We start from the raw sequence: 21,997 nt of genomic DNA on the forward strand, positions 1-21,997 counted from the left end.
CCCGCGAGATATGTGAAGGTCCTGTGGATATCCGGGGCCTGGCATTGGCGACAATGCCCGTCCGAGCGGAGCGAGGACAATCAACACTGTCGGTCTGCTGTCGATTGAACCTTCTGTCCGGTTCCTGCGTAAGGATCGGCAGGTCTTCCCCCTGCGAGCGTTAGGAGTGAGCATGTACCGAAGACTTGGCGTGCTGGCCGTGGCAGTGCTGGGGGTCACCCTGGTCGCGCCGGTTGCGGCGGCCGCCGAGCCGGGCTCGTCCGGGCGGTTCCCGGCCGAGTTCGCCCTGCCGAACGGTTTCCTGCCGGAGGGCATCGCCGTCGGCGACGCGCCGACGGCGTACTTCGGCTCACGGGCCGACGGTTCGCTTTTCCGCGTCGACCTGCGGACCGGCAAGGGTGAGGTGTTCTCGAAAGGCCCCGGCACCCCGTCGGTCGGTCTCAAGATCGACGAGCGCGAGCGGGTCTTCGTCTCCGGCGGCACAGCCGGTGACGCGCGGGTCGTCGACGCCCGCTCGGGCGCGGTGCTCAAGAGCTACAAGTTCGCCGACACCGACACGTTCGTCAACGACGTGGTCGTCACCGACCGGGCCGCGTACTACACCGACTCCCGCAAGGCTGTGCTGTACAAAGTCCCGTTCGGGCGGCACGGCAAACTGCCCGACACCTTCACGCCGTTGCCGCTGACCGGCGACTTCGCCCTGACTCCCGGCGCGACCAACGCCAACGGGATCGCCGAAACCCCGGACGGGCGGGCGTTGCTGATCGTGCAGACCAACACCGGCAAGCTGTTCCGGGTCGACCCGGCCACCGGTGTGACCAAGGAAGTCGCGCTCGGCGGCGAGGTGCTCACCAACGGCGACGGCCTGCTCGTGCTCGGCAGCACGCTGTACGTGGTGCAGAACCGGCTGAACACCGTCGCCGTGTTCCGGCTGAACAGGTCCGGGACCACCGGCAAGCTGGTCACCAAGGTCACCGACCCGCGGTTCGACGTCCCGACCACGGTGGCGTCGTTCGGCAGGCGCCTCTACCTGCCGAACGCCCGCTTCACCACGCCACCGACGCCGGACACCCCGTACAACGCGGTCGCGATCCCACGGCCCTAAGAGCAGATGGCTCCCTGAGCCGCGGAGCCGACGAGGCGCGCGTACTTGGCCAGAACGCCGGTGCGCCTCGTCGGCTCGGGCGCTGTCCAGCCCTGTTCGCGCTGCTCCAACTCCTCGGACGGGATCGCGAGGTCCAAGGTCCGCGCTTCCATGTCCAGCACGATCGGGTCGCCGTCACGCACGAACGCGATCGGCCCGCCGTGCGCGGCCTCCGGCGCGACGTGCCCGATGCACAGGCCGGTCGTGCCGCCGGAGAACCGGCCGTCGGTCAGCAGCAGGACTTCCTTGCCGAGACCCGCGCCCTTGATCGCGCCCGTGACCGCCAGCATCTCCCGCATCCCCGGCCCGCCGCGCGGCCCCTCGTAGCGGATCACCACCACGTCGTTCGGCTTCAACGTGGGCAGCGCGTCCATCGCGGCCTTCTCACCGTCGAAAACCCGTGCCGTGCCTTCGAAACGGGACGAGTCGAAGCCCGCGCTCTTCACCACCGCGCCTTCCGGCGCCAGGCTGCCGTGCAGGATCGTCAGCCCGCCGGTGGGGTGGATCGGGTTGGCGAGCTTGCGCACCACCTCGCCGTCCAACTCCGGCGGTGCCAGCTCGTCCAGGTTTTCCCGCAACGTCTTCCCTGTCACAGTGAGACAGTCGCCGTTGAGCAAACCCGCGTCGAGCAACGCCTTCATCACCACTGGAACGCCGCCGACCCGGTCGACCGCGGTCATCACGTGCCGCCCGAACGGTTTCACGTCCGCCAGGTGCGGCACGCGGTCGCCGATCCTGGTGAAGTCGTCCAGCGTCAACTCCACCTCGGCCTCGTGCGCGATCGCGAGCAGGTGCAGCACGGCGTTGGTCGAACCACCCAGCGCCATGACGACCGCGATCGCGTTCTCGAACGCCTCCCGCGTCAGGATCTGGCGCGCGGTGATGCCCTTGGCCAGCATCCCGACCACGGCCTCACCGCTGGCGCGCGCGAACGTGTCCCGTCGCCGGTCGACCGACGGTGGGCTGGCCGAACCGGGCAGCGACATGCCCAGCGCCTCCGCCGCGCAGGCCATCGTGTTCGCGGTGTACATGCCGCCGCACGCGCCTTCTCCCGGGCAGATCGCGCGTTCGATCTTGTCGACCTCTTCACGGGAGATCAGGCCACGCGCGCACGCCCCGACGGCCTCGAACGCGTCGATGATCGTGACCTCGCGACCGTCCACAGTGCCCGGCAGGATCGACCCCGCGTACAGGAAGACCGCGGCGACGTCCAGCCGCGCGGCCGCCATCAGCATGCCCGGCAGGCTCTTGTCGCACCCGGCCAGCAGTATCGCGCCGTCGAGCCGTTCGGCCTGCATGACGGTCTCCACGGAGTCCGCGATCACCTCACGGGACACCAGCGAGAAGTGCATCCCCTCGTGGCCCATGGAGATGCCGTCGGACACCGAGATGGTGCCGAACTCCATCGGGAACCCGCCCGCGGCGTGCACCCCCTGCTTGCTCGCCTGCGCGAGGCGCTGCAACGACAGGTTGCACGGTGTGATCTCGTTCCACGAGGACGCGACGCCGATCTGCGGCTTGGCGAAGTCCTCGTCGCCCATCCCGACCGCCCGGAGCATGCCCCGGGCCGCCGCCCGTTCCAACCCGTCGGTGACATCGCGGCTACGCGGTTTGAGATCCATACGGGCGAGCCTAGTGCCTACATCGACGCCCCCGCCCGCGATAGCCGGGCCGGATGCGGTCCCTGACGCCACCGCCGAAAAGCCAAAGACAACCTGTATTCCGGCCTTCCGGCGGCGACCTCAGGAACCACCCCGCTGAAGCCCGCGTTGCGCAACAGTGAGAACTTGTCCGCCATGTCCGCGGTGGTGCGCGGCGAGCGGTTCGACTCGGCTGGCACCGTCCACGGTGGACGGCGGTTTCTCGGCTGGTCCGCCGACAGGCACTGGGCCCAGTCGGCCAGTTCCGAGGTACTAGATCAGCTCGCGGCCCTCGGCGTCCGTTCCGCCTCTGGCCAGCAGGATGATCCCATCGATCCAGCACCAGAAGACGCCGACGCCGACGAACGACAGCACCAACTGGGTGACGGCCATCTTGACGTGCCCGGTGTAGAACCGGCCGATCCCGAACGGCAGGAGCAGCTGCAGCAGGCCTGCCGCGACCCGGTACCGCTGGTTCGGCCAGGTGACGCTGTTCGGAGTCGCCATCGCCAGTGGAGGCGGCATCATCGCGGGCGGTTGGAGCTGGGGGTGGGGCGGCGGTATCAACGGCAACGAGGGCAGCGGAGGGGCCGCTTGCGGGGCGGCCAGCGAGCTGGGATGCGGCTGCGGCAGATCGGCGAACAGGGGACGCAGGTCCGCGCGGGTCTGCGCGTCGACTGCCTTCTGGACCCGATCGTCGTACTCCGCGATGGGCAGCCTGCCCTGCGCGAAGTGGTCGCCGAGCACCGAGAGCGCCTCGTCCCGCTCCTGGGTGCCGATGCGTACCAAGTCCGGGTCGTTCACAGATCCCACAGTACGCAACCGAGGTGACGAAAACGCCCGAGACCAACTGGACTGTTCAGCTTCCTGAAGTGGTCGACTGTAGGGTCTGGACATGTCCGGCGCCCTGGCTGTTGGTTCCGTGATCGCCGGGTATCTCGACCACCTCGCCGTCGAGCGCGCCACCGCGCGCAACACGCTCGACAGCTACCGACGTGACCTCACCAGGTACGCGGACTACCTGCAAGAGGGAGCGGTCGAATTCGGCGCGATCACCGACGCGACGGTCGCCGAGTTCCTCGCGGTGCTGCGTGAGGGCGACGACGAACACCCACCGCTCGCCGCCTCCTCGGCGGCTCGTGCTCTGGCTGCCGTACGCGGTCTGCACAAGTTCGCGGTGCGGGAAGGACTGGTCGACCACGACCCGGCCCGTGACGTGAAACCGCCGCAGACGCCGCGCCGGCTGCCCAAGGCGCTGCCGGTGGACGACGTGCTCCGGATTCTGGACGTCCCCGGCGACGGCCTGGCGCAGTTGCGGGACCGCGCACTGCTCGAGCTGCTGTATTCCACCGGTGCCCGGATTTCCGAAGCCGTCGGTCTCGACCTCGACGACATCGACACGATCGAGCGGACGGCGTTGCTCGACGGCAAAGGCGGCAAGCAGCGGTTGGTGCCGGTCGGCCGTCCCGCGCTCGCGGCGCTTGACGCGTATCTCGTCCGCGCGCGACCGAGCTTGGTCAAGCGCGGCACCCCGGCGGTATTCCTCAACCAACGCGGCGGACGGCTTTCTCGTCAGAGCGCGTGGCAGGTGCTGAAGGACGCGGCGGAACGTGCCGGAGTCACGGCAAAAGTTTCCCCCCACACACTTCGTCACTCTTTTGCCACACATCTGCTGGAAGGAGGGGCCGACGTTCGGGTGGTTCAGGAACTTCTCGGCCATGCCTCCGTAACCACAACGCAGATCTACACGCTAGTAACGGTGAATACGCTCCGCGAGGTGTACGCGACCGCTCATCCTCGCGGCGGCGGCTAATCTGACAGAGGCCGGACAAAACGGAGGTGGCGCGGACGATGTTTGGGGTAGACGAGCCTGTTCATGAGCGGCTCACCCTGACCGACGTACTGCACGCGCTCAGCGACCCAACTCGACTCGCCGTCGTCGCGCAGCTGGAACGAGTCGGCGAGATGTCATGCGGCTGCCTTGAGGTCACCGTGGCCAAATCAACGTTGTCGCAGCACCTGCGTGTGCTGCGGGAAGCCGGAGTGACGCACACCAGACCCGACGGCAACCAGCGGTGGTTGTCCGTCCGCCGTGACGCGCTGGACAGCCAATTCCCGCACCTGCTGGACGCGGTTCTGGGCGCGCACGCACGTGCGGCGGCGTTCGTTTCCTGAACTGCGGATACGGCTCTTACCGGCGAGGCGCGTTGCCACGTGGGTTGGTCACCCTTAGTCTGCGCCAAGACCGGACGACAAGGAGCTAGGTCGGCATGTCGACATTCGAGTCAGCGGCGCAGCCATTCGGCGTGCCGGGGCACGCCTCGGCTCCGCCTTACCCAACCGTGTCCGCACCAGCGCCTTATCCCGTTCCCCAGCCGTCACCGCAGCAGCAACAGCCGTATCAACCGCAGGAGCGCCCGCCAGTCAGTGCGGCACCGGCAGTGCGCCCCACTGAGGATCCCTTGAGTCTCCCCGCGAAGCCAGCGACAGATGCCGAAGAAGACGACCCGTCGACCGGTCCGGACGGATCGATCGGCCCGACCGGGCGACCGAAACGGCACATTCCCGAACCGGCCATGCTCGAGCGGCACGGCCCGGCGAAGGTGCTGGCGATCTGCAACCAGAAGGGCGGCGTCGGCAAGACCACGTCGGCGATCAACCTCGGCGCGGCGCTGACCGAGTTCGGCCGCCGCGTGCTGCTGGTCGACTTCGACCCGCAGGGCGCGCTGTCGGTCGGCCTGGGCATCCCGGCGCACCAGCTCGACCAGACGATCTACAACGTGCTGATCGAGCGCGGGCCCAACCTCGACGAAGTGGTCATCCGCACCACGGTCGAGGACATGGACCTGCTGCCGAGCAACATCGACCTGTCCGCGGCCGAGGTGCAGCTCGTCGCGGAGGTCGGCCGTGAGCACGCGCTGCTGCGCACGCTGCGTCCGGTGATCGACAAGTACGACTACATCCTGGTGGACTGCCAGCCCTCACTGGGACTGCTGACAGTGAACGCGCTGGCGGCGGCCGACGGCGTGCTGATCCCGCTCGAATGCGAGTATTTCAGCATGCGTGGCGCCGCACTGCTGATGGACACGATTCAGAAGGTCCAGGAGAGGCTGAACCCGAGGTTGGAGATCACCGGGATTCTCGCGACCATGTTCGACCCCCGTACCCTGCACTCACGCGAGGTGATGGCCCGCGTCGTGGAGAGGTTCGGGGATATCGTGTTCGACACCGTGATCAACAGGACCGTGCGCTTCCCGGAGACGACTGTCGCCGGCGAGCCGATCACGCGCTGGGCGCCGCGATCGGCCGGTGCGAAGGCCTACCGCGCGCTTGCTCGCGAGGTGATCGCCAGGTGACCCGCCGCGCCCCTTTGCCGGGTGCGGCCGAGCTCTTCCGTCCGACGACGCCACCGAAGCCGGAATCCCGGCCGACAGTGGTCCGGGGTGGCTCGCCGCGCCAGAAACACGACACCAAGATCACGGTCTACGTGTCCGACGAGGAACTGCTGGCACTGGAACACGCCCGCCTGGCGCTCCGCGCCAAGCACGGGCTGGCGGTCGACCGCGGCCGCGTGGTGCGTGAGGCGATCGCCGTCCTGCTGGCCGACCTCGACGAATTCGGCGAGGAGTCCATGCTGGTGCGCAGGCTGCGCCAGGAAAACGGGCAGTGACGACCGACTTGGCGACGGACACCCCGCCGGAACCGGCACCGGAGCCAGAACCGGCGGCGGAAGAAGCAGTTGCCGTTGCCCAACCGGCCCCGGAAGCCACTGCCCAGCCCGACTCCGTCCCGGGGGTGGCCCCGCCCGAACCGGCTCCGGAAGCGGCGGCCGGGGCGCCGAAGTTCACCGTGAAGCTGTCGAACTTCGAAGGCCCGTTCGACCTGCTGCTGCAGTTGATCTCGCAGCATGAGATGGACGTCACCGAGGTCGCGCTGCACCGCGTGACCGACGACTTCATCGCGTACATCAGGGCGGTGGGCAAGGACTTCGACCTCGACGAGACCACGGAGTTCCTGGTGGTCGCGGCGACGCTGCTCGACCTGAAGGCAGCGAGGCTGTTGCCCGCGGGTGACGTGGAGGACGAGGACGACCTGGCGTTGCTCGAAGCTCGCGACCTGCTCTTCGCCAGGTTGCTGCAGTACAGGGCGTACAAGCAGGTCGCCGCCCTGTTCGCGGAGCTGGAGGCCACCGCGCTGCGGCGATACCCGAGGTCGGTGGCGCTGGAGGAGCGGTACACCTCGCTGCTGCCCGAGGTGATGCTCGGGGTGTCACCGGAGAAGTTCGCCGAGATAGCGGCGGCGGTGTTCCGCCCGAAGCCACCGCCGACGGTGTCACTGGCGCACGTGCACATGCGCCAGGTCTCGGTCAAGGAGACCGCGGGCATCCTCCGGGTCATGCTGGCGGAAGCGGGAACGCTGACCTTCGCCGAGCTGACCGCCGACTGCGCGGAGATCGTGGACAAGGTCGCCCGCTTCCTGGGTCTGCTCGAGTTGTACCGCGAAGCGGTGGTCCTGTTCGAGCAGGACGAACCGCTGAGCGAACTGCGCGTGAAATGGACCGGCGGCAGCGTCGAGGAGGCCAAGGCAGCGGCCGAGGCAGCCAAGGCCTCCGCAGAGGAAGAGGAGTACGGGTGACCACGCCCGAGCAGGAAACCGCCGACAAACCGGACCAGGAAGCCCCTGCGCCCGAGGAAACCGCGCACGCGGCGGACACCGGCCAGGCTGAGGCCACCATCGGGTCAGCCGCCGCCGAGGATGAAGCCGCTGCCGACGTTCAGCCGGATGCCGCCGCGAGTGGCGTGGTCGAGTCCTCGTCCGCCGATGAGGCAGCCGCCGAGCAGCCGGATGCCGCTGATGGCCAAGCCGATCAGCAGTTCGTGGCTGACGCCGAGCCATCCCCGGACGCGCCCTCCACTCTTCCCCTGGACATCCCCACCGACCAGGCCGACGACACCGACGAGGACGACTCCGACGGCGCCCCGTCCCGTTTCCCGAACCTCACCGAGGACGAAGCCCTCCACTCGGCGCTCGAAGCCCTGCTGCTCGTCGTCGACTCACCCGCGGAAGTCGAGGACCTCGCCGACGCGCTCAGCCAGCCCGTGAAGCGCGTCCGGGCGGCCCTCAAGACCATGGCCGCCCAGTACCACGAGCAGAACCGGGGCATCGACCTGCGGGATGTGGGTGGCGGCTGGCGGTTCTACACGCGGGACAAGTACGCGCCGTTCGTCGAGAAGCTGCTGCACGACGGCCAGCGGGCGAAGCTGACCCGTGCCGCCCTCGAGTCTCTCGCGGTCATCGCGTACCGTCAGCCGGTCACGCGAGCGCGGGTTGCCGCTGTGCGTGGCGTTAACGTTGATGGTGTCATCCGTACCTTGCTTGTGCGTGGTCTCATCGAGGAGACCGGCACGGACAAGGACACGGGTGGCATCCTTTACCGGACTACCGAGCTGTTCCTGGAGCGGTTGGGGCTGTCCTCACTCGAGGACCTGCCGCCGATCGCCCCCCTGTTGCCCGAAGTGGATGCGATCGACGATGTCTGAAAGCCCGGAAGGTGTCCGGCTGCAGAAGGTGCTCTCCAAGGCGGGGGTCGCGAGCAGGCGCGCGGCCGAGGACCTGATCGCCGAGGGCCGGGTCAGTGTCGACGGCGAGGTCGTGCGCGAGTTCGGCCGCCGCGTCGACCCGCGCAACGCCGTGATCCATGTGGACGGTGTCCGCGTGGTGCTCAGCGAGGACCTGGTGTACCTCGCGTTCAACAAGCCCCTCGGTGTGCACACCACGATGACCGACGACCGAGGCCGTCCGTGCGTCGGTGACTACGTGCACAAGTACGAGCGCAACGCCAACGCCGGGATCTTCCACGTCGGACGGCTCGACGCGGACAGCGAGGGCCTGCTCCTGCTGACCAACGACGGCGAGTTGGGCCACCGGCTCACGCACCCGTCGTACGAGGTGCCCAAGACCTACGTCGCCGAAGTGCCCGGCCCGATCGGCAAGGAGCTCGGCAAGCGGCTCAAGGAGGGCGTGGAGCTGGACGACGGCTGGGCGCGGGCGGACTCGTTCCGGCTCGTCGACTCCATGCCGGGCAAGGCGATGGTCGAGATCGTGCTGCACGAGGGCCGCAACCGCATCGTCCGGCGGATGCTGGACAAGGTGGGCCACCCGGTGGAGCGGCTGGTGCGGACCGCGTTCGCCGACGTCCGGCTCGGCAACCAGCGGCCCGGCACGATGCGGGCGTTGAACCGCAACGAGATCGGCGCGCTCTACTCCGCTGTCGGTCTGTGACACGGTGAACCGTCCGTACACGATCCTCAGCGCGGCGATGTCGGTCGACGGCTACATCGACGACGCGAGTGACGCGCGGCTAGTCCTGTCCGGTGCCGAGGACTGGGACCGGGTGGACGAGCAGCGCGCGGGCGTGGACGCGATCATGGTGGGCGCCAACACGATCCGCAAGGACAACCCGCGCCTGCGGGTCCGTTCGGAGACGCGGCGTGCGGAGCGCGTGGCGCGTGGACTGCCGGAGAACCCGCTGCGGGTCACCTGCACGGCGTCCGGCGGGCTCGACAGGGACGCCGAGTTCTTCAGCGACGACAACTTCGTCGTCTACGGCCCACCGGCCGTTCCGCTGTCCGTAGTGGTCGAGGACCTGGCCAGGCGTGGCGTGCGCAGGCTGATGGTCGAAGGCGGGAGTGCCGTGCACACCGCGTTCCTGACGCAGAACCTGGCCGACGAGATCCAGCTGGCCGTCGCCCCGGTCTTCGTCGGGGACAGCCGCGCGCCCCGGTTCGTCCAGGATGGACAGTTCGACGCCGGCCGGATGGTGCTCGGTGACGTGCGCCGGGTCGGGGACGTCACGGTGATGCGGATGTTCCCGGACGCGGATCGGTACTGGCTGCGGGTGTGCGTCGAGGAATCACGCAAGTGCCCACCGTCGGAGACCGCGTTCCCGGTCGGCGCGGTGATCGTAGGAGCCGACGGTGCCGAGATCGCGCGCGGCTACTCCCGTGAGACCGATCCGACGGCGCACGCCGAGGAGGAGGCGCTGGCCAAGGTCGGCGCCGGTGATCCGCGGCTGGCGACCGCGACCATCTACAGTTCGCTGGAACCGTGCAGTACGCGCAAGTCGCGTCCGCGCAGCTGCTCGCAGTGGATCATCGACGCGGGTATCCCGCGCGCGGTGTTCGGGCTGCGCGAGCCGAGCCGGTTCGTGGTCGGCAAGGGCTTCGAGACGCTCGCCGCGGCCGGAGTGACCGTTGTGGAGCGACCAGACATCGCGCCGGAAGTCAAGCAAGTCAGTACTTTGTATGGTTAGGAGTACACAAAGTACTCGTCGCGTCTGACGTGCGATTTTCCGGCACTACCCCATTCGAGTGACAGAGTGGTCTAGACCCTTGCCGTGTAGTGGTCTGGACCACATCGTAGGGACATCGCTCCGCTCCCTGCCTTGAGGAGACTGATGTCCAAGCTTCGATGGCACCATGCCTCGGCTTTAGTGGCCACGTCGGCAGCGGTGGTCCTCGGCCTCGCCGTCGCGCCCGCCGCGGGCGCGGGTGGCGTCTCGGCCGCCTTCAGCAAGGGTTCCGACTGGGGAACCGGCTACGAGGGCAAGTACACGATCCGCAACGGCGGGACCACCGCGCGTACGTCGTGGACGATCGAGTTCGACCTGCCCGCCGGGCACAAGCTGTCCGGCCTCTGGGACGGCAGCTACACCACCAGCGGCCAGCACGTGACGGTCAAGAACACCTGGAACGGCAGCATCGCGCCGGGTGCGTCGATCAGCTTCGGCTTCAACGTCGGCTACAGCGGCGCGTTCACCGCGCCGACCGGCTGCAAGCTCGACGGCGGCTCCTGTGACGCCACCGGCGAACCGCCGACGACCACGCCGCCGACGACGACCCCGCCCACCACAACGCCGCCGACCACGAATCCGCCGACGCCTGGCGGCAAGATCAGCCTCGGGTACTTCACGCAGTGGGGCGTCTACGGCCGCAACTACCACGTGAAGAACATCGTCACGAGCGGCTCGGCATCGAAGCTGACGCACATCAACTACGCGTTCGGCAACGTGACCAACGGCCAGTGCGTGCTGGGTGACACCTACGCCGACTACGACCGCGCGTACTCCGCCGCGGACAGCGTCGACGGCGTCGCGGACACGTGGGACACGGGTGCGTTGCGCGGCAGCTTCGGTCAGTTGCGCAAGCTGAAGAAGCAGTTCCCGCACATCAAGGTGCTGTTCTCGTTCGGCGGCTGGACCTGGTCCGGCGGCTTCGGGCAGGCCGCGCAGAACGCGGCGGCGTTCGCCGACTCGTGCTACAAGCTGGTCGAGGACCCGCGCTGGGCGGACGTGTTCGACGGCATCGACATCGACTGGGAGTACCCCAACGCGTGCGGCCTTTCCTGTGACACCAGCGGCTTCTCGTCGTTCAAGACCCTGTCGCAGGCGCTGCGCAACCGGTTCGGCCAGGACTACCTGGTGACGGCGGCGATCACGGCCGACGGCTCGAACGGTGGAAAGATCGACGCGGCCGACTACGGCGGCGCGGCCCAGTACCTCGACTGGTACAACGTGATGACGTACGACTACTTCGGCGCGTTCAACGCGAAGGGACCGACGGCACCGCACTCGCCGCTGACGTCGTACGACGGGATCCCGCAGCAGGGCTTCAACTCCGACGCGGCGATCCAGAAGCTCAAGAGCAAGGGCGTCCCGGCGAGCAAACTGCTGCTCGGCATCGGCTTCTACGGCCGCGGCTGGACAGGCGTGACCCAGAGCGCGCCGGGGGGAACAGCGACGGGCGCGGCCCCCGCGACCTACGAGGCGGGAATCGAGGACTACAAGGTCCTCAAGTCCAAGTGCCCCGTGACGGGAACAGTCGCCGGAACCGCCTACGCCCACTGCGGAAGCGAGTGGTGGAGCTACGACACCCCGGCCACGATCGGCGGGAAGATGACGTACACCAAGAGCCAGGGTCTCGGTGGCGCGTTCTTCTGGGAACTGTCCGGCGACACCACCAACGGTGAACTCATCACCGCCCTGCGCGGCGGTTTGAACTAGCAAGACTTGCGGCCCCGGGAGCTTGCCTGCGAACGAGCCCCCGGGGTCGCAATCCCAGCGCCGCTGTCACCATGTCGTGAACCCATTCAAGGTCTGTTCAAGGTTTCTCCATGATGGCACGGGCACACTCTCCGCACTGGGGAATCGGGGGAGGGACGAGCCCTCGCGAGGCGGCACTCGCGAGGGTTTGTCCGCGCTCGTCTGGTCCGGTGCGGCCGGGTGCGGTTAGCTGGAGCTCATGCGAGTGGTCGTGATCGGTGGCGGGATCGTCGGCGCGGTGACGGCGTACCGGCTGGCCGCGGAAGGCGCGGAAGTCCTGGTGGTGGACGCGGGCCGGGCGGGGCAGGCGACCGCGGCGGGCGCCGGGATCGTGTGGCCGTGGCCGATGGGGAAGCCGTCGCTGGGCACAGAGGAGTTCTGGTGGGCTGCCGCGGCCCAGTACCCGGCGTTGCTGCGTCAACTGGCCGAGGACGGCGAGCCGGACCCAGGCTACGCACGGGTCGGTGGCATCACCATCACCGAGGACGCCGGCGGCCTGGACGCGATGGCCGCGGCGATCCGTCCGTTGCGAGACCGCGATCCGTCCGTCGGGGACATCGAAACACTGCCCGTCGGCGAGCCCGCGAAGCGGTTTTCGGTACTGAGTAACGAACTGGCCGGGTTGTTCGTCAGCGGAGCCGCGCGCGTCGACGGCCGCGTGATGCGGGAGTCGTTGCTGCGCGCGGCGGAGCGGTACGGAGCACGCCGGATCCACAGCGAAGCCAAACTGGTGACAGCGTTGTCGCGAGTGACCGGTGTGGACGTCGGCGGCGAAGTCATCGGCGCGCACGCGGTGGTCGTCGCCGCGGGCGCATGGACAGCCACGCTGTGTCAGGAAATCGGCGTCGAGGTGCCCGTGCGACCCCAGCGCGGGCAGATCGCGCACCTTGAACTGTCCGGAGTGGACACGTCGGGCTGGCCGGTGATCCGCACGATGAGCGACCACTACCTGCTGGCGTTCCCCGGCGGCAGGATCGTGGCGGGTGCCACCAGGGAGACCGGCAGCGGGTTCGACCACCGGCAGACAGCGGCGGGAGTGCACAAGATCCTCGCCGACGCGCTGAGCGTGGCGCCAGGGCTGGCCGACGCGACCCTGACCGAGGTCAGGATCGGGTTCCGGCCGTTGAGCACGAGCGGCGACCCGACGATCACGGCGCCGGTCGACGGCCTGGTGGTCGCGACCGGCCTCGGCCCGAGCGGGCTCACCCTGGCGCCGTTGCTGGGCACGATCGCCGCGGACCTGGCGCTGGGCCGTCAGAACTCCTTGGCCAGCAGCGAGACGAGGTAGGTGCCGCCCTTGGTGCGTTGCTGCCCGACCTCGGCGAAACCGAGCCGCTTGTGGAAGCGCAGGCTGCCGGGGTTCGGCGGCTCGAGGTTGACCTCGCACAGCACGCGGGGGATCCCGTGCTCGGCGGCGTGCTCGCCGATCAGGTCGTACAGCTTGGCGCCGATGCCGCGGTTGCGTGCCCCGTCGGAGACCACGATCCGGTCGACGTAGATGAACTGGTCGTAGCGCTCGCTGAAGAACCGGTAGTTCTCGCTCGGGTAGTCGACGCCAGGTGGCAGCGTGAGCACGAAGCCGAGCAGCGCGTCGTCCTCTTCGAGCGCCACCGTGAGACCGGACATCTCGATCAACGCGGCGAGTTCGGCCTCAGTGGCCTCGTTCACGTTGGGCACCGCGGCGTTGTTCATCGCCAGGACCAACGCGGCGTCAGCGGGCTTGAGTATCACGCTCTGCATAGCCACGATCTTGGCACAGACAGCGTTGAAAACGTTTGCAACCGGTCCTGGGCGTTCACCCCCAGCGCGGCCAGGCAGAATAGAGGGCTGAAGCGGTCATGCGACGAAAGGGCGACACGTGGCACACGTGCCAGCCGGTGGGCAGGTGAGCAAGACCTCCGCCCCCGACCTGCCGGAAGGCGCGATCCCGTGGGTGCACGAGGTCGGCAGGGTGATCGGCCGGTACCTGTATCGCCCGGCGTTCCGCTTCCGCGTGCACAGCATGGACCAATTCCCGATGGACGGCCCCGTCGTGCTGGTGGCCAACCACAGCTCGATGATCGAGCCGCAGGTGCTGTTCGGAATAGTGCCGCGCCGGTCGGTGTTCCTCGTCAAAGGTGAGCTGTTCAAGGGGATAGCCGGCCGCGGTCTGCGTGCGATCGGCCAGTTGGCGATCCGCAGGGGAGAGGCGGACCGCAAACCGCTGCTCGCCGCCGTGCGCGTGCTGCGCGGTGGTGGTGTGATCGGTGTGTTCCCCGAAGGAACCCGAGGCGAAGGTGACGTGGTGAACGCCGAGCAGGGCGCCGCGTGGCTCGTGCGGCAGTCCGGCGCGCTCGTGCAGCCGGTGGCTGTGCGCGGGACCCGGCGGCCCGAAGGCTCGCCACGGCGCTTCCGGCCGGTGGTGGACGTGCTGGTCGGCAAGCCGTTCGAGCTGACCGTCGGACCTGGCCGTTCCGGCCTTGTCGCCGGAACCGAACAGATCAGGGTCGCGTTGGCGGACCTGGTCGGTGAACTGGATCGAATGCGAGACTTGCGATGACTGAGCTGGACGGTACCTGGGTCGATGAGTCCGAGTGGGACATCGGCGCGGGGACCGATGATGAAGCGGAGGGCGTGGCGGCCCAGCCCGTGCTCGCGGTGGTCGGCAGGCCGAACGTCGGAAAGTCGACGCTGGTCAACCGCATACTGGGGCGCAGGGAAGCCGTCGTGCAGGACGTGCCGGGGGTAACCCGTGACAGGGTGGCCTACGACGCGCTGTGGAACGGCAGGAAGTTCACGGTGCTCGACACCGGCGGCTGGGAACCGGACGCGGCGGGCCTGCAGAAAGCCGTTGCGGCCCAAGCGGAATACGCGATGTCCACAGCGGACGCGATCCTGCTGGTTGTCGACACGTCGGTGGGGGCGACGGCGACGGAGGAAGCGGCGGCGAAGATCCTGCGCCGCTCGAAGCAGCCCGTGCTCGTCGTGGCGAACAAAGTGGACGACGACAGGCTCTACGCGGACGCGATGGCGCTGTGGAACCTGGGGCTGGGAGAACCCTTCCCGGTCAGTGCGCTGCACGGCAGGAACTCAGGGGACCTGCTGGACAAGATCCTGGAAGTGCTGCCGGAAACCCCGCGGGACGACTTCAACCGGGCGGGAGGTCCCCGCCGGGTGGCCCTGGTCGGCAAGCCGAACGTGGGCAAGTCCTCGCTGCTGAACAAGCTGACCGGCGAAGACCGCGCGGTGGTCGACTCGGTGGCGGGGACGACGGTGGACCCCGTGGACTCGATGGTGACCCTGGACGACGAGGTCTGGCGCTTCGTGGACACCGCGGGCCTGCGCAAACGAGTGAACACGGCAAGCGGAGCGGAGTACTACGCCTCGCTGCGGACAAAAGCGGCGATCGACGCGGCGGAAGTGGCGATCGTCCTGCTGGACGCCTCGACCCCGATCAGCGAGCAGGACCTGCGAGTGCTGACGATGGTGGTCGAGTCAGGCAGGGCCTGCGTGATCGCGATGAACAAGTGGGACCTGGTGGACGAGGACAGGAGGCACCAGCTGGTTCGTGAGCTGGAGCGAGGCCTGGTCCGAATCCCCTGGGCGGAGCGAGTGAACATCTCAGCCCTCACCGGCCGCGCAGTGCACAAGCTGGCCCCCCACCTCCGTACGGCACTGAAGTCGTGGGACACAAGGGTGCCGACAGGACAGCTGAACTCCTGGTTGAGCGACCTGATCGCAGCGACACCCCCACCGGTGCGAGGAGGCAAACAGCCGAAGGTCCTCTTCGCAACCCAGGCACAGGCCAGGCCCCCGACACTGGTCCTGTTCACCTCGGGCTTCCTGGAGGCGAGCTACCGGCGCTTCATCGAACGCAAGTTCCGTGAGGAGTTCGGCTTCGTCGGCAGCCCCGTCCGCCTCTCAGTACGAGTGCGGGAGAAGCGCAAGAAGTAACCCGGTGCGGACCCCCAGGGGACGTACGCTAAGCTATTCCTCGCACCCGGGAAACCGGATGCGGCCGGGACGTGGCGCAGTTTGGTAGCGCACTTGACTGGGGGTCAAGGGGTCGCAGGTTCAAATCCTGTCGTCCCGACGGTCGGAACGAGCCCGCTGACTCTGGGTAAATGCCCAGGTCGGCGGGCTTTTTTTGTGTCCGCTTGTTGATCTTTGAATGGTCACAGAATGGTCACGAAATGATCTTGAACGGCCGGAGGAGGAGCGAATAAGGAGCGACTGGCTCCAGCTCTTTGACTAACACCAAATGAGGTCGTCCACGAACGGGTGAATGTATCGAACCAGCCAGAACTGCGCTGACCATGCGTGATTTCCGGTGAACGTCGTTCGTCGGGTGGCAAGCAGCGTGTCTTGGCTGAGGACACTCCTTACCGAGCGACGACGGCGTGCTGCCCACAGCCGGTCTGGGCGGGCATCGCGCGAGATGCATCGGGTGCTGTTGCTTCTCACGATGTGTGCGTTCGAGCCCCTGGAGCGGCTCGTACAGGATGCACACGGATCTCCGATCCGCTCAGGTGGTAGGGGTGGCTCGTTCGGATAGCACCCGGCTCACGGTAAAACCGCTGGTCATTGAGGCGCGTGTGCCTCTAGTGATGGAGCGTCGCGAGCAGGTGGATGAACCGTGATCCACTTCGTGCGCAGGTTCGAACCCCTGGCGGTGCATCATGCAGAAGGATGTCGGTCTGACCGGGGGATTCTTACCGGCCGACTGGTGATTGAGGGCACCTTCCCTGTGGATCCGGCGGGCGGTGATGCCTGATGGCAGCGGTCGAGGCCAGTAGGCCTGGGCGACCCGCGGTCGACCCGGCGGTTGTCGTCAAGTCCGTCACCGTGATCATGGGGACAGTCGTCGGCCTGACGTTTTGTTTGGCTTCGGCAACGTCCTCAACCTCGCTCTCCGGCTCGGCGTACCCGTCTGGGTCGCCCCGCTCGTCGCCCCTGCGGTCGATCTTTCGATCCTCGGGCTGCTGCTGGGTACCCGGCACCTGGCACTAGCCGGGGCCTCTGCGGAGGTGCTTCGCCCGGCACGAAGGCTGCTGATCTTCGCCAGTGTGGTGACCCTCGCGCTGAACGTGGCCGACCCGCTCGTCGCAGGCGACTTTGGCAAGGCGGCGTTCGACGCCGTAGGGCCTCTGCTCCTGATCGGCTGGGCCGAAGTCGGCCCAGGCTTCTTGCAGGCGATCAGCGAGTCCCGCCTCGATGCAGGAGACAGAGTTTCGTCTGGCACGAGGCAAGCAGACCCGACTGCCCGGATCAGTGTGGACGGCGATGGTGAACCCGTTCAGTCACAGATTGCGGCGACGAATCGAGTGTCGCAACGGTACCGAAAGACGCTTCAACGGCGCACCCCGAGGCTGCTTCTGGAACAGGCAAGGCAGGAGGATGCCGCTCATCGCGCTGCTCATCAGAAACCGATCTCGGCGGACACACTTCGTGTGCGGCTGGGAATTGGCGCGGTTCCGGCTCGACGTCTGGTCAAGGCTGTTCGCGCTGAGTTATCAACCCCAGAGCGCACGTGGACCGGCCAAGGTGGATGCCACGAACGATGAAAGGCCACCCAGACAAGTCTGGTGGCGTGACGCGGGGCGCCGAGCGCGTCCGTCGGCTCAGGCTGTTGCCGTCATGGTCGCAGCGGCGGTCGAGCCGGCCGAGGGGCAACCGGCGGTCACGGGAGACTGAACGGCGGCGTATGGGCATGCCTCTGTCGTCGAACAGGACGTACACCACGAGCGGGATGACGGACCTGTCGAGTGGGTTCCAGCCGGTGTCACCGCTCCAGTGCCGTCTGGGTCGGGGTCGGCTCGGTCATCTGCCGAAGTGCGTGGCGGTCGTAGGGGATGATCTTTCTCCGCGTGCGGCGAATCCGGTGATCCCCCTGTCCGCACAAGGTCGTAGGCGTCGAGCGGGCACCATGCGTCTGAGGTTCCTGCCCGATGTGCGGCAGCGGCCTGGATCAACTCGTCCTCGGCGGCGAGCAGTAGTTCCAACAGGGCCGCGCGTCGTCGTGCAGGCGTCGCACTCGCGCAGTCACGAGCTTCTCCCGGCACTACCGAAAGCCGTGATGTTCCAACCGCCGACTAATCGGGGCAGGGTGGCTGGTAGGCCACGTCTGGGAAGTGGCGTTGCCAATCCGTCCCGCTCATGCGGGGGTGGGCGCTGGCGCACACGCGGGCGCTGACCTCGTCGATGTCGGTCGCCAGGAGAGTGATCGTCTGGTTGGTACTGGTGGCCAGGGTGCGGCCGTCGGGGCTGAAGGTCGCATAGGTGACGGCGCCCGCGGGGTTGGTGAACGTCGCCAGCGGGCGAGGGTGGCGTGGGTCGGTGACGTCCCACAGCCGGGCGGTGTTGTCCGCGCCTGCGGTGGCCAGTATGCGGCCGTCGGGGCTGAACCTCGCCGAGTAGATCAGAGCGGCGTGGCCGGTCAAGGTGGCCACTTCCCGTGGCTGCGAGGGATCTGACAGGTCGACCAACCGGACGAGGTCGTCGTTGCTGTTGCCGTTGGGGGTGGTAGCCAACAAGAGGCCGTCGCGACGAAGCGCCGCGCCGGTGTCGGTGTGGCCGAACGGGAAAGGTAGTTGTCGAGGGTGGGCCGGATCGGTGACGTTCCACAGCCGGATCGACGAGTCACCGCCGCTGTTACTGAGCAGAGTCCGCCCGTCCGGGCTGAACGCGAGGTACCAGACCATCTGCGGGTACCCGTCGAGCCGGCTGAGTTCCCGCGGATGCTTGAGATCGGTGACGTCCCAGAGCGCCGCGGTCCGCATACCGCCGGTGGCTAGGACGCGGCCGTCCGGACTGAACGCGATACCGGATATTTCGCCGGTGTGCGGACCAAGGACGGTGATCATACGGGGAGCATGCGCGTCGGTGATGTCCCACAGGCGAACCGTGCCGTCGTCACTGCTGCTGGCCACGGTCCGCCCGTCCGGGCTGAACACCGCCCCGCGGACGACATGGGTGTGTCCGGTCAGTACTGCCACCGGCTTTCGCAGCCGGGGACCGGTGGTGTCCCACAGCCGTACTGTGTGGTCCCGGCTGGGGGAGGCCAGCAGGCGGCCGTCCGGGCTGAACGTCGCCTCTCCCACCACGTCGGTGTGTCCGGTAAGGGGTAGCTCGCGCAGGTTCCACAACCGTGCGGTGTGGTCACCGCCAGCGGTGGCCAGCATGGCGCCGTCGCGGCTGAATGCCACCGAATAGACGCCACCGAACAGGGTGGCCATGGCGCCAGGGTGGCGTGGGTCGGCGACGTTCCAGAGCCGGGTGGTTTCCCCGGTGGAGGCCAGGATCTGGCCGTCCGGGCTGAACGCGACCGAGTGGACGCTTCCGGTGTGTCCGGTAAGGGTGGCAATCCCCTGGGGGGCTTGGGGATCGCTGATGTCCCACAGCCGCAGCGTGTGATCGTCGCTGGCCGTGGCCACGATCCGGTTGTCGGGGTGGAACGCGACTGCTGCGACCGCCTGCCTTTCGGCATGCCCGACCAGCGTACCCAGTTCGCGGGGCCGCTGCGGATCGCCCACGTCCCACAGCCGCACCGTGTCGCCGGTGGTGACGAGCAGCCGGCCGTCGGGGCTGAACGTGGCGAACCAGATCGCGTCACGCCGTCCGGGCAGGTTCGCCAGCTGCCGCGGAGTCCGTGGGTCGCTGAGGTCCCATACGCGTGCGGTCCGGTCGTCGCCGACGGAGGCAGCGATCCGGCCGTCTGGGTTGAAGGCCACCGAGTTGACCGTGTTCGGATGGTCGAGGGCGGCCAATGACCGAGGTTGCCGGGGGTCGGTGATGTCCCACAGCCGCACGGCACGGTCCCCCACTGTGGCGAGGATGCGACCATCCGGGGTGAACGTGACGCCCTTGAGCAGTTCGGTGTGCGGAAGCGTGGCCAGCTCCCGAGGGTGGCGAATCTCGGTGGCGTCCCACAGTCGAGCGGTGCGATCGGCGCTGGCGGTGGCGACCAGTCGGCTGTCCGGGCCTACCGCTACCCCGGGCACTTCGGCGGTGTGGCCGATGAGACGGCTGGCGTAGGGGGTGATGAAGGTGCTGAGCAGGTTGTCGCGTGTTTCCGCAGTGGGTGCGAGGCGATGCGCGGCGAGGCTCAGTTGGATCGCCAGCGCCGGATCGGTGTCCCGGAGGATGGCGGCGTCGCCGGCGGCTTTGCGGGCGAGCGCGATATCGCGCTGTTTCTCCGCCTGGCGCTCGGCGTGCGTGGCATAGCCGACGGACGTGCCGGCCAGCACCAGCAGCACCGACAGCAGCGCCACGAGCTGCCGCAACCGGCGCGTCCGGCGGCGGGATGCGTCCCGTTCGGCGGTCTCCGCGGCCGTGCTGTCAGCGAGGAATTGCCGTTCGGGTTCAGTGAGTGCATTTTCGTTGGTGCTGGCCCATTCCTGAGCCGTGACGAGCCGGGAGCCGCGATAGAGCGCGCCCGGATCGCGGCCGAGCGCGGCCCACGCGGACGTCGCCTCCGTCAACTGGTGATGGGTGCGCAGGCCTGCTCGGTCCTCGGTGAGCCAGCCGTGCAACCGGGGCCAGGCGCGGAGCAACACTTCGTGGGTGATCTCCACGGTCTGCTGGTCGAGACTGACGAGCCGGGCTGCGGCCATCGTTTCCAGCGCGGTCATCGCGGCCGCCTGATCAGAGGCGTGGCCGACCACGGCGGCGCGGTCAGCACGGCGGCGCGTGTCCGTGCCGTCCTCCCCGACGCGGACCAGGCGCAGCAGCAGTTGGCGTGCTGCTCGCTGTCCGGCCGGGTTCAGGCTGGTGTAGACGTGTTCGGCGGTGGCGGCGAGCGCGCCGCTGATACCCCCGGTGTGTTGGTACCCGGCCACAGTGAGTCGGTGATGGGTGCGTTGCTGCCAAGTAGCCAGTAAGGCGTGCGACAGCAGCGGCAAGGCACCCGGTTGATAACCGCACTGGCCCTGCGCGGTGCCGTGGTCGAGTCCGAGATCGCGCAGCAACACCTCGACCAGTCCGGGCTCCAGGTCGAGTTCGGCCCGGATCGCAGGTGCGGTGATCGCTTCGGCGACCTCCGGACCGCTCATCGCACCGACCGCGAATTGGTTGTCCTGAACCGCCGTCAGCAACTGGGGATATGCCAGGCAGTGATCGTAAAAGTCGGCGCGCACCCCGAGCACCACCACCGCCGGTGGGTTGTCCGCCGGTTCGGCGGCCGAGCATAGGGCTTCGATGAAGGACCGGCGGTCGGACTCGTCCTCACATAGCGTGAACACTTCCTCGAACTGATCGATGACCAGTACCAAGCGCGAGCGCTGCGGGCCGAGCGCAGCCCGCAGCCCGGAACGAAACCGACCGGACCGGAGCCCCTCCCGCAGTCCCGTGTCTGAGGCGCCGAGTAGCTTGGCCACCCGCTCGGCCAGCATGTCAACGGGATGCGCGGTCGGGGTGGCGACCAGCACCGGCCAGTCCGGCGAACCGGGAACCGGTACCGCACCACTGGCCAGTGCCGGGACCAACCCGGCTCGCAGCACCGAGGACTTGCCCGCACCGGACGCCCCGAACACCACCAGCGGGAGCGCGCTGCGCACCGATTCACCGAGCCGCCCCGCCAGCGTCGCCGTGGTCTGTTGACGGCCGAAGAACCAGTCCGCGTCTTCGGTTTCGAACGCCGCCAGACCCCGGTACGGGCACACAGGAGCAGCAGCGGCCGCTATCAGTTCGGCGAACATCCCACCGGTGTCCAGCGCCGCATCCAGCCGGCAGGCCAATTCCGCGGTCGCCGGTTTGCGGCCGTGCTCGATATTGCTCAGATAGCCCTTGCTGTAATGCACCAGCCGCGACAGTTCGGCCAGCGACAAACCCCGGTCGCATCGCAATCGGCGCAACTCGGCGGCGAAACCCCCAGGATTCTGCACGTTCCAATCCCCCTACCGGGACCGTATCCCTGATCTTGCGCCGAGGAGGATACGGCCACTCCCTAGCCGCCTCGACGGCTTTCGTGTCAACGTATGAGCACTCCGCCGGATCCCGGACGATCTTCACATCGCCGGTGTGTACGCGGTACCGCCCGCCGGGGGTATCCGCTTTCGGTCGTGTGCGACTACGGCATCCCACGGCTCGATCAACCGTCTGGCAGCGCACACCGGTCACTCAGCGAAACAACCACTG

General features: G+C 68.0%; 17 protein-coding genes, 1 tRNA gene and 1 pseudogene. 15 read left to right on the forward strand and 4 right to left on the reverse strand.

Going from position 1 to position 21,997, the window contains the following annotated elements; genetic code table 11:
• Nucleotides 1-172 precede the first annotated feature (172 nt).
• Entirely contained in the window at nt 173-1,105 is a 933-nt protein-coding gene (locus ALI144C_RS04950; protein ID WP_076985872.1) for an SMP-30/gluconolactonase/LRE family protein, read from the forward strand.
• On the opposite strand, the gene ilvD is transcribed toward ALI144C_RS04950, so the two are convergent.
• Nucleotides 1,102-2,766 carry a dihydroxy-acid dehydratase gene (gene ilvD, locus ALI144C_RS04955; RefSeq protein ID WP_076985810.1) on the reverse strand — a complete coding sequence of 555 codons (1,665 nt, stop codon included), beginning with the start codon at nt 2,764-2,766 and terminating at the stop codon, nt 1,102-1,104. The two genes, ALI144C_RS04950 and ilvD, sit on opposite strands and share 4 nt — an antisense overlap.
• A 291-nt stretch (nt 2,767-3,057) precedes the next feature.
• The gene (locus tag ALI144C_RS04960) at nt 3,058-3,588 is read right to left on the reverse strand and encodes a DUF1707 domain-containing protein (RefSeq protein WP_237773989.1); all 531 of its coding nucleotides are present in this window, start codon (nt 3,586-3,588) and stop codon (nt 3,058-3,060) included.
• A 91-nt stretch (nt 3,589-3,679) separates the two neighbouring features.
• Here ALI144C_RS04960 and xerD point away from each other — a divergent pair, with 91 nt between their 5' ends.
• The 10 genes from xerD to ALI144C_RS05010 all read left to right on the forward strand — a co-directional run bounded on the left by xerD (nt 3,680) and on the right by ALI144C_RS05010 (nt 13,172).
• Complete coding sequence (gene xerD, locus ALI144C_RS04965; RefSeq protein WP_143230407.1) at nt 3,680-4,597, forward strand: site-specific tyrosine recombinase XerD; 918 nt, start codon at nt 3,680-3,682, stop codon at nt 4,595-4,597.
• A 38-nt stretch (nt 4,598-4,635) separates the two neighbouring features.
• Nucleotides 4,636-4,959 (forward strand): ArsR/SmtB family transcription factor, encoded by a 324-nt coding sequence (locus ALI144C_RS04970; protein WP_076985874.1) that lies wholly within the window; start codon nt 4,636-4,638, stop codon nt 4,957-4,959.
• Between the two features lie 95 nt (nt 4,960-5,054).
• Nucleotides 5,055-6,140, forward strand: coding sequence for a ParA family protein (locus tag ALI144C_RS04975; protein WP_441297530.1), 1,086 nt, complete (start codon nt 5,055-5,057; stop codon nt 6,138-6,140).
• Nucleotides 6,137-6,454: a hypothetical protein gene (locus ALI144C_RS04980; RefSeq protein WP_076985812.1), complete on the forward strand. Its 318-nt coding sequence runs from the start codon at nt 6,137-6,139 to the stop codon at nt 6,452-6,454. The genes ALI144C_RS04975 and ALI144C_RS04980 overlap by 4 nt, the downstream gene beginning before the upstream one ends.
• Nucleotides 6,451-7,419, forward strand: a complete 969-nt coding sequence (locus tag ALI144C_RS04985) for a segregation and condensation protein A (RefSeq protein WP_441297531.1) — start codon at nt 6,451-6,453, stop codon at nt 7,417-7,419. Before ALI144C_RS04980 ends, ALI144C_RS04985 begins: the two co-directional genes overlap by 4 nt.
• Nucleotides 7,416-8,324 (forward strand): SMC-Scp complex subunit ScpB, encoded by a 909-nt coding sequence (scpB, locus tag ALI144C_RS04990; protein WP_143230408.1) that lies wholly within the window; start codon nt 7,416-7,418, stop codon nt 8,322-8,324. Before ALI144C_RS04985 ends, scpB begins: the two co-directional genes overlap by 4 nt.
• Entirely contained in the window at nt 8,317-9,066 is a 750-nt protein-coding gene (locus tag ALI144C_RS04995) for a pseudouridine synthase (RefSeq protein WP_076985813.1), read from the forward strand. Before scpB ends, ALI144C_RS04995 begins: the two co-directional genes overlap by 8 nt.
• A 4-nt stretch (nt 9,067-9,070) precedes the next feature.
• Nucleotides 9,071-10,096: a dihydrofolate reductase family protein gene (locus tag ALI144C_RS05000; protein WP_076985814.1), complete on the forward strand. Its 1,026-nt coding sequence runs from the start codon at nt 9,071-9,073 to the stop codon at nt 10,094-10,096.
• 144 nt (nt 10,097-10,240) lie between these two features.
• Nucleotides 10,241-11,845: a glycosyl hydrolase family 18 protein gene (locus ALI144C_RS05005; RefSeq protein ID WP_076985815.1), complete on the forward strand. Its 1,605-nt coding sequence runs from the start codon at nt 10,241-10,243 to the stop codon at nt 11,843-11,845.
• Nucleotides 11,846-12,083: 238 nt separating this feature from the next.
• On the forward strand, nt 12,084-13,172 hold the full coding sequence (locus ALI144C_RS05010; protein ID WP_076985816.1) for an NAD(P)/FAD-dependent oxidoreductase: 1,089 nt from the start codon (nt 12,084-12,086) through the stop codon (nt 13,170-13,172).
• Here the strand turns inward: ALI144C_RS05010 and ALI144C_RS05015 are convergent.
• Nucleotides 13,139-13,624, reverse strand: coding sequence for a GNAT family N-acetyltransferase (locus tag ALI144C_RS05015; RefSeq protein ID WP_076985817.1), 486 nt, complete (start codon nt 13,622-13,624; stop codon nt 13,139-13,141). The two genes, ALI144C_RS05010 and ALI144C_RS05015, sit on opposite strands and share 34 nt — an antisense overlap.
• Nucleotides 13,625-13,769: 145 nt before the next feature.
• On the opposite strand from ALI144C_RS05015, the gene ALI144C_RS05020 reads away from it, so the two are divergent.
• The 4 genes and pseudogenes from ALI144C_RS05020 (at nt 13,770) to ALI144C_RS05035 (ending at nt 17,427) form a co-directional block, all read left to right on the forward strand.
• Complete coding sequence (locus ALI144C_RS05020; protein WP_076985877.1) at nt 13,770-14,423, forward strand: lysophospholipid acyltransferase family protein; 654 nt, start codon at nt 13,770-13,772, stop codon at nt 14,421-14,423.
• Entirely contained in the window at nt 14,420-15,817 is a 1,398-nt protein-coding gene (gene der / locus ALI144C_RS05025; protein WP_076985818.1) for a ribosome biogenesis GTPase Der, read from the forward strand. The genes ALI144C_RS05020 and der overlap by 4 nt, the downstream gene beginning before the upstream one ends.
• 65 nt (nt 15,818-15,882) lie before the next feature.
• A tRNA-Pro gene (locus tag ALI144C_RS05030) sits at nt 15,883-15,956 on the forward strand.
• 758 nt (nt 15,957-16,714) lie between these two features.
• A pseudogene (locus ALI144C_RS05035) lies at nt 16,715-17,427 on the forward strand (hypothetical protein).
• A 528-nt stretch (nt 17,428-17,955) separates the two neighbouring features.
• Here ALI144C_RS05035 and ALI144C_RS05040 read toward each other — a convergent pair.
• Nucleotides 17,956-21,744 (reverse strand): nSTAND1 domain-containing NTPase, encoded by a 3,789-nt coding sequence (locus ALI144C_RS05040; RefSeq protein ID WP_076985819.1) that lies wholly within the window; start codon nt 21,742-21,744, stop codon nt 17,956-17,958.
• Nucleotides 21,745-21,997: the final 253 nt, after the last annotated feature.

It is taken from the genome of Actinosynnema sp. ALI-1.44, from assembly GCF_001984155.1.
Lineage (GTDB): Bacteria > Actinomycetota > Actinomycetes > Mycobacteriales > Pseudonocardiaceae > Kibdelosporangium.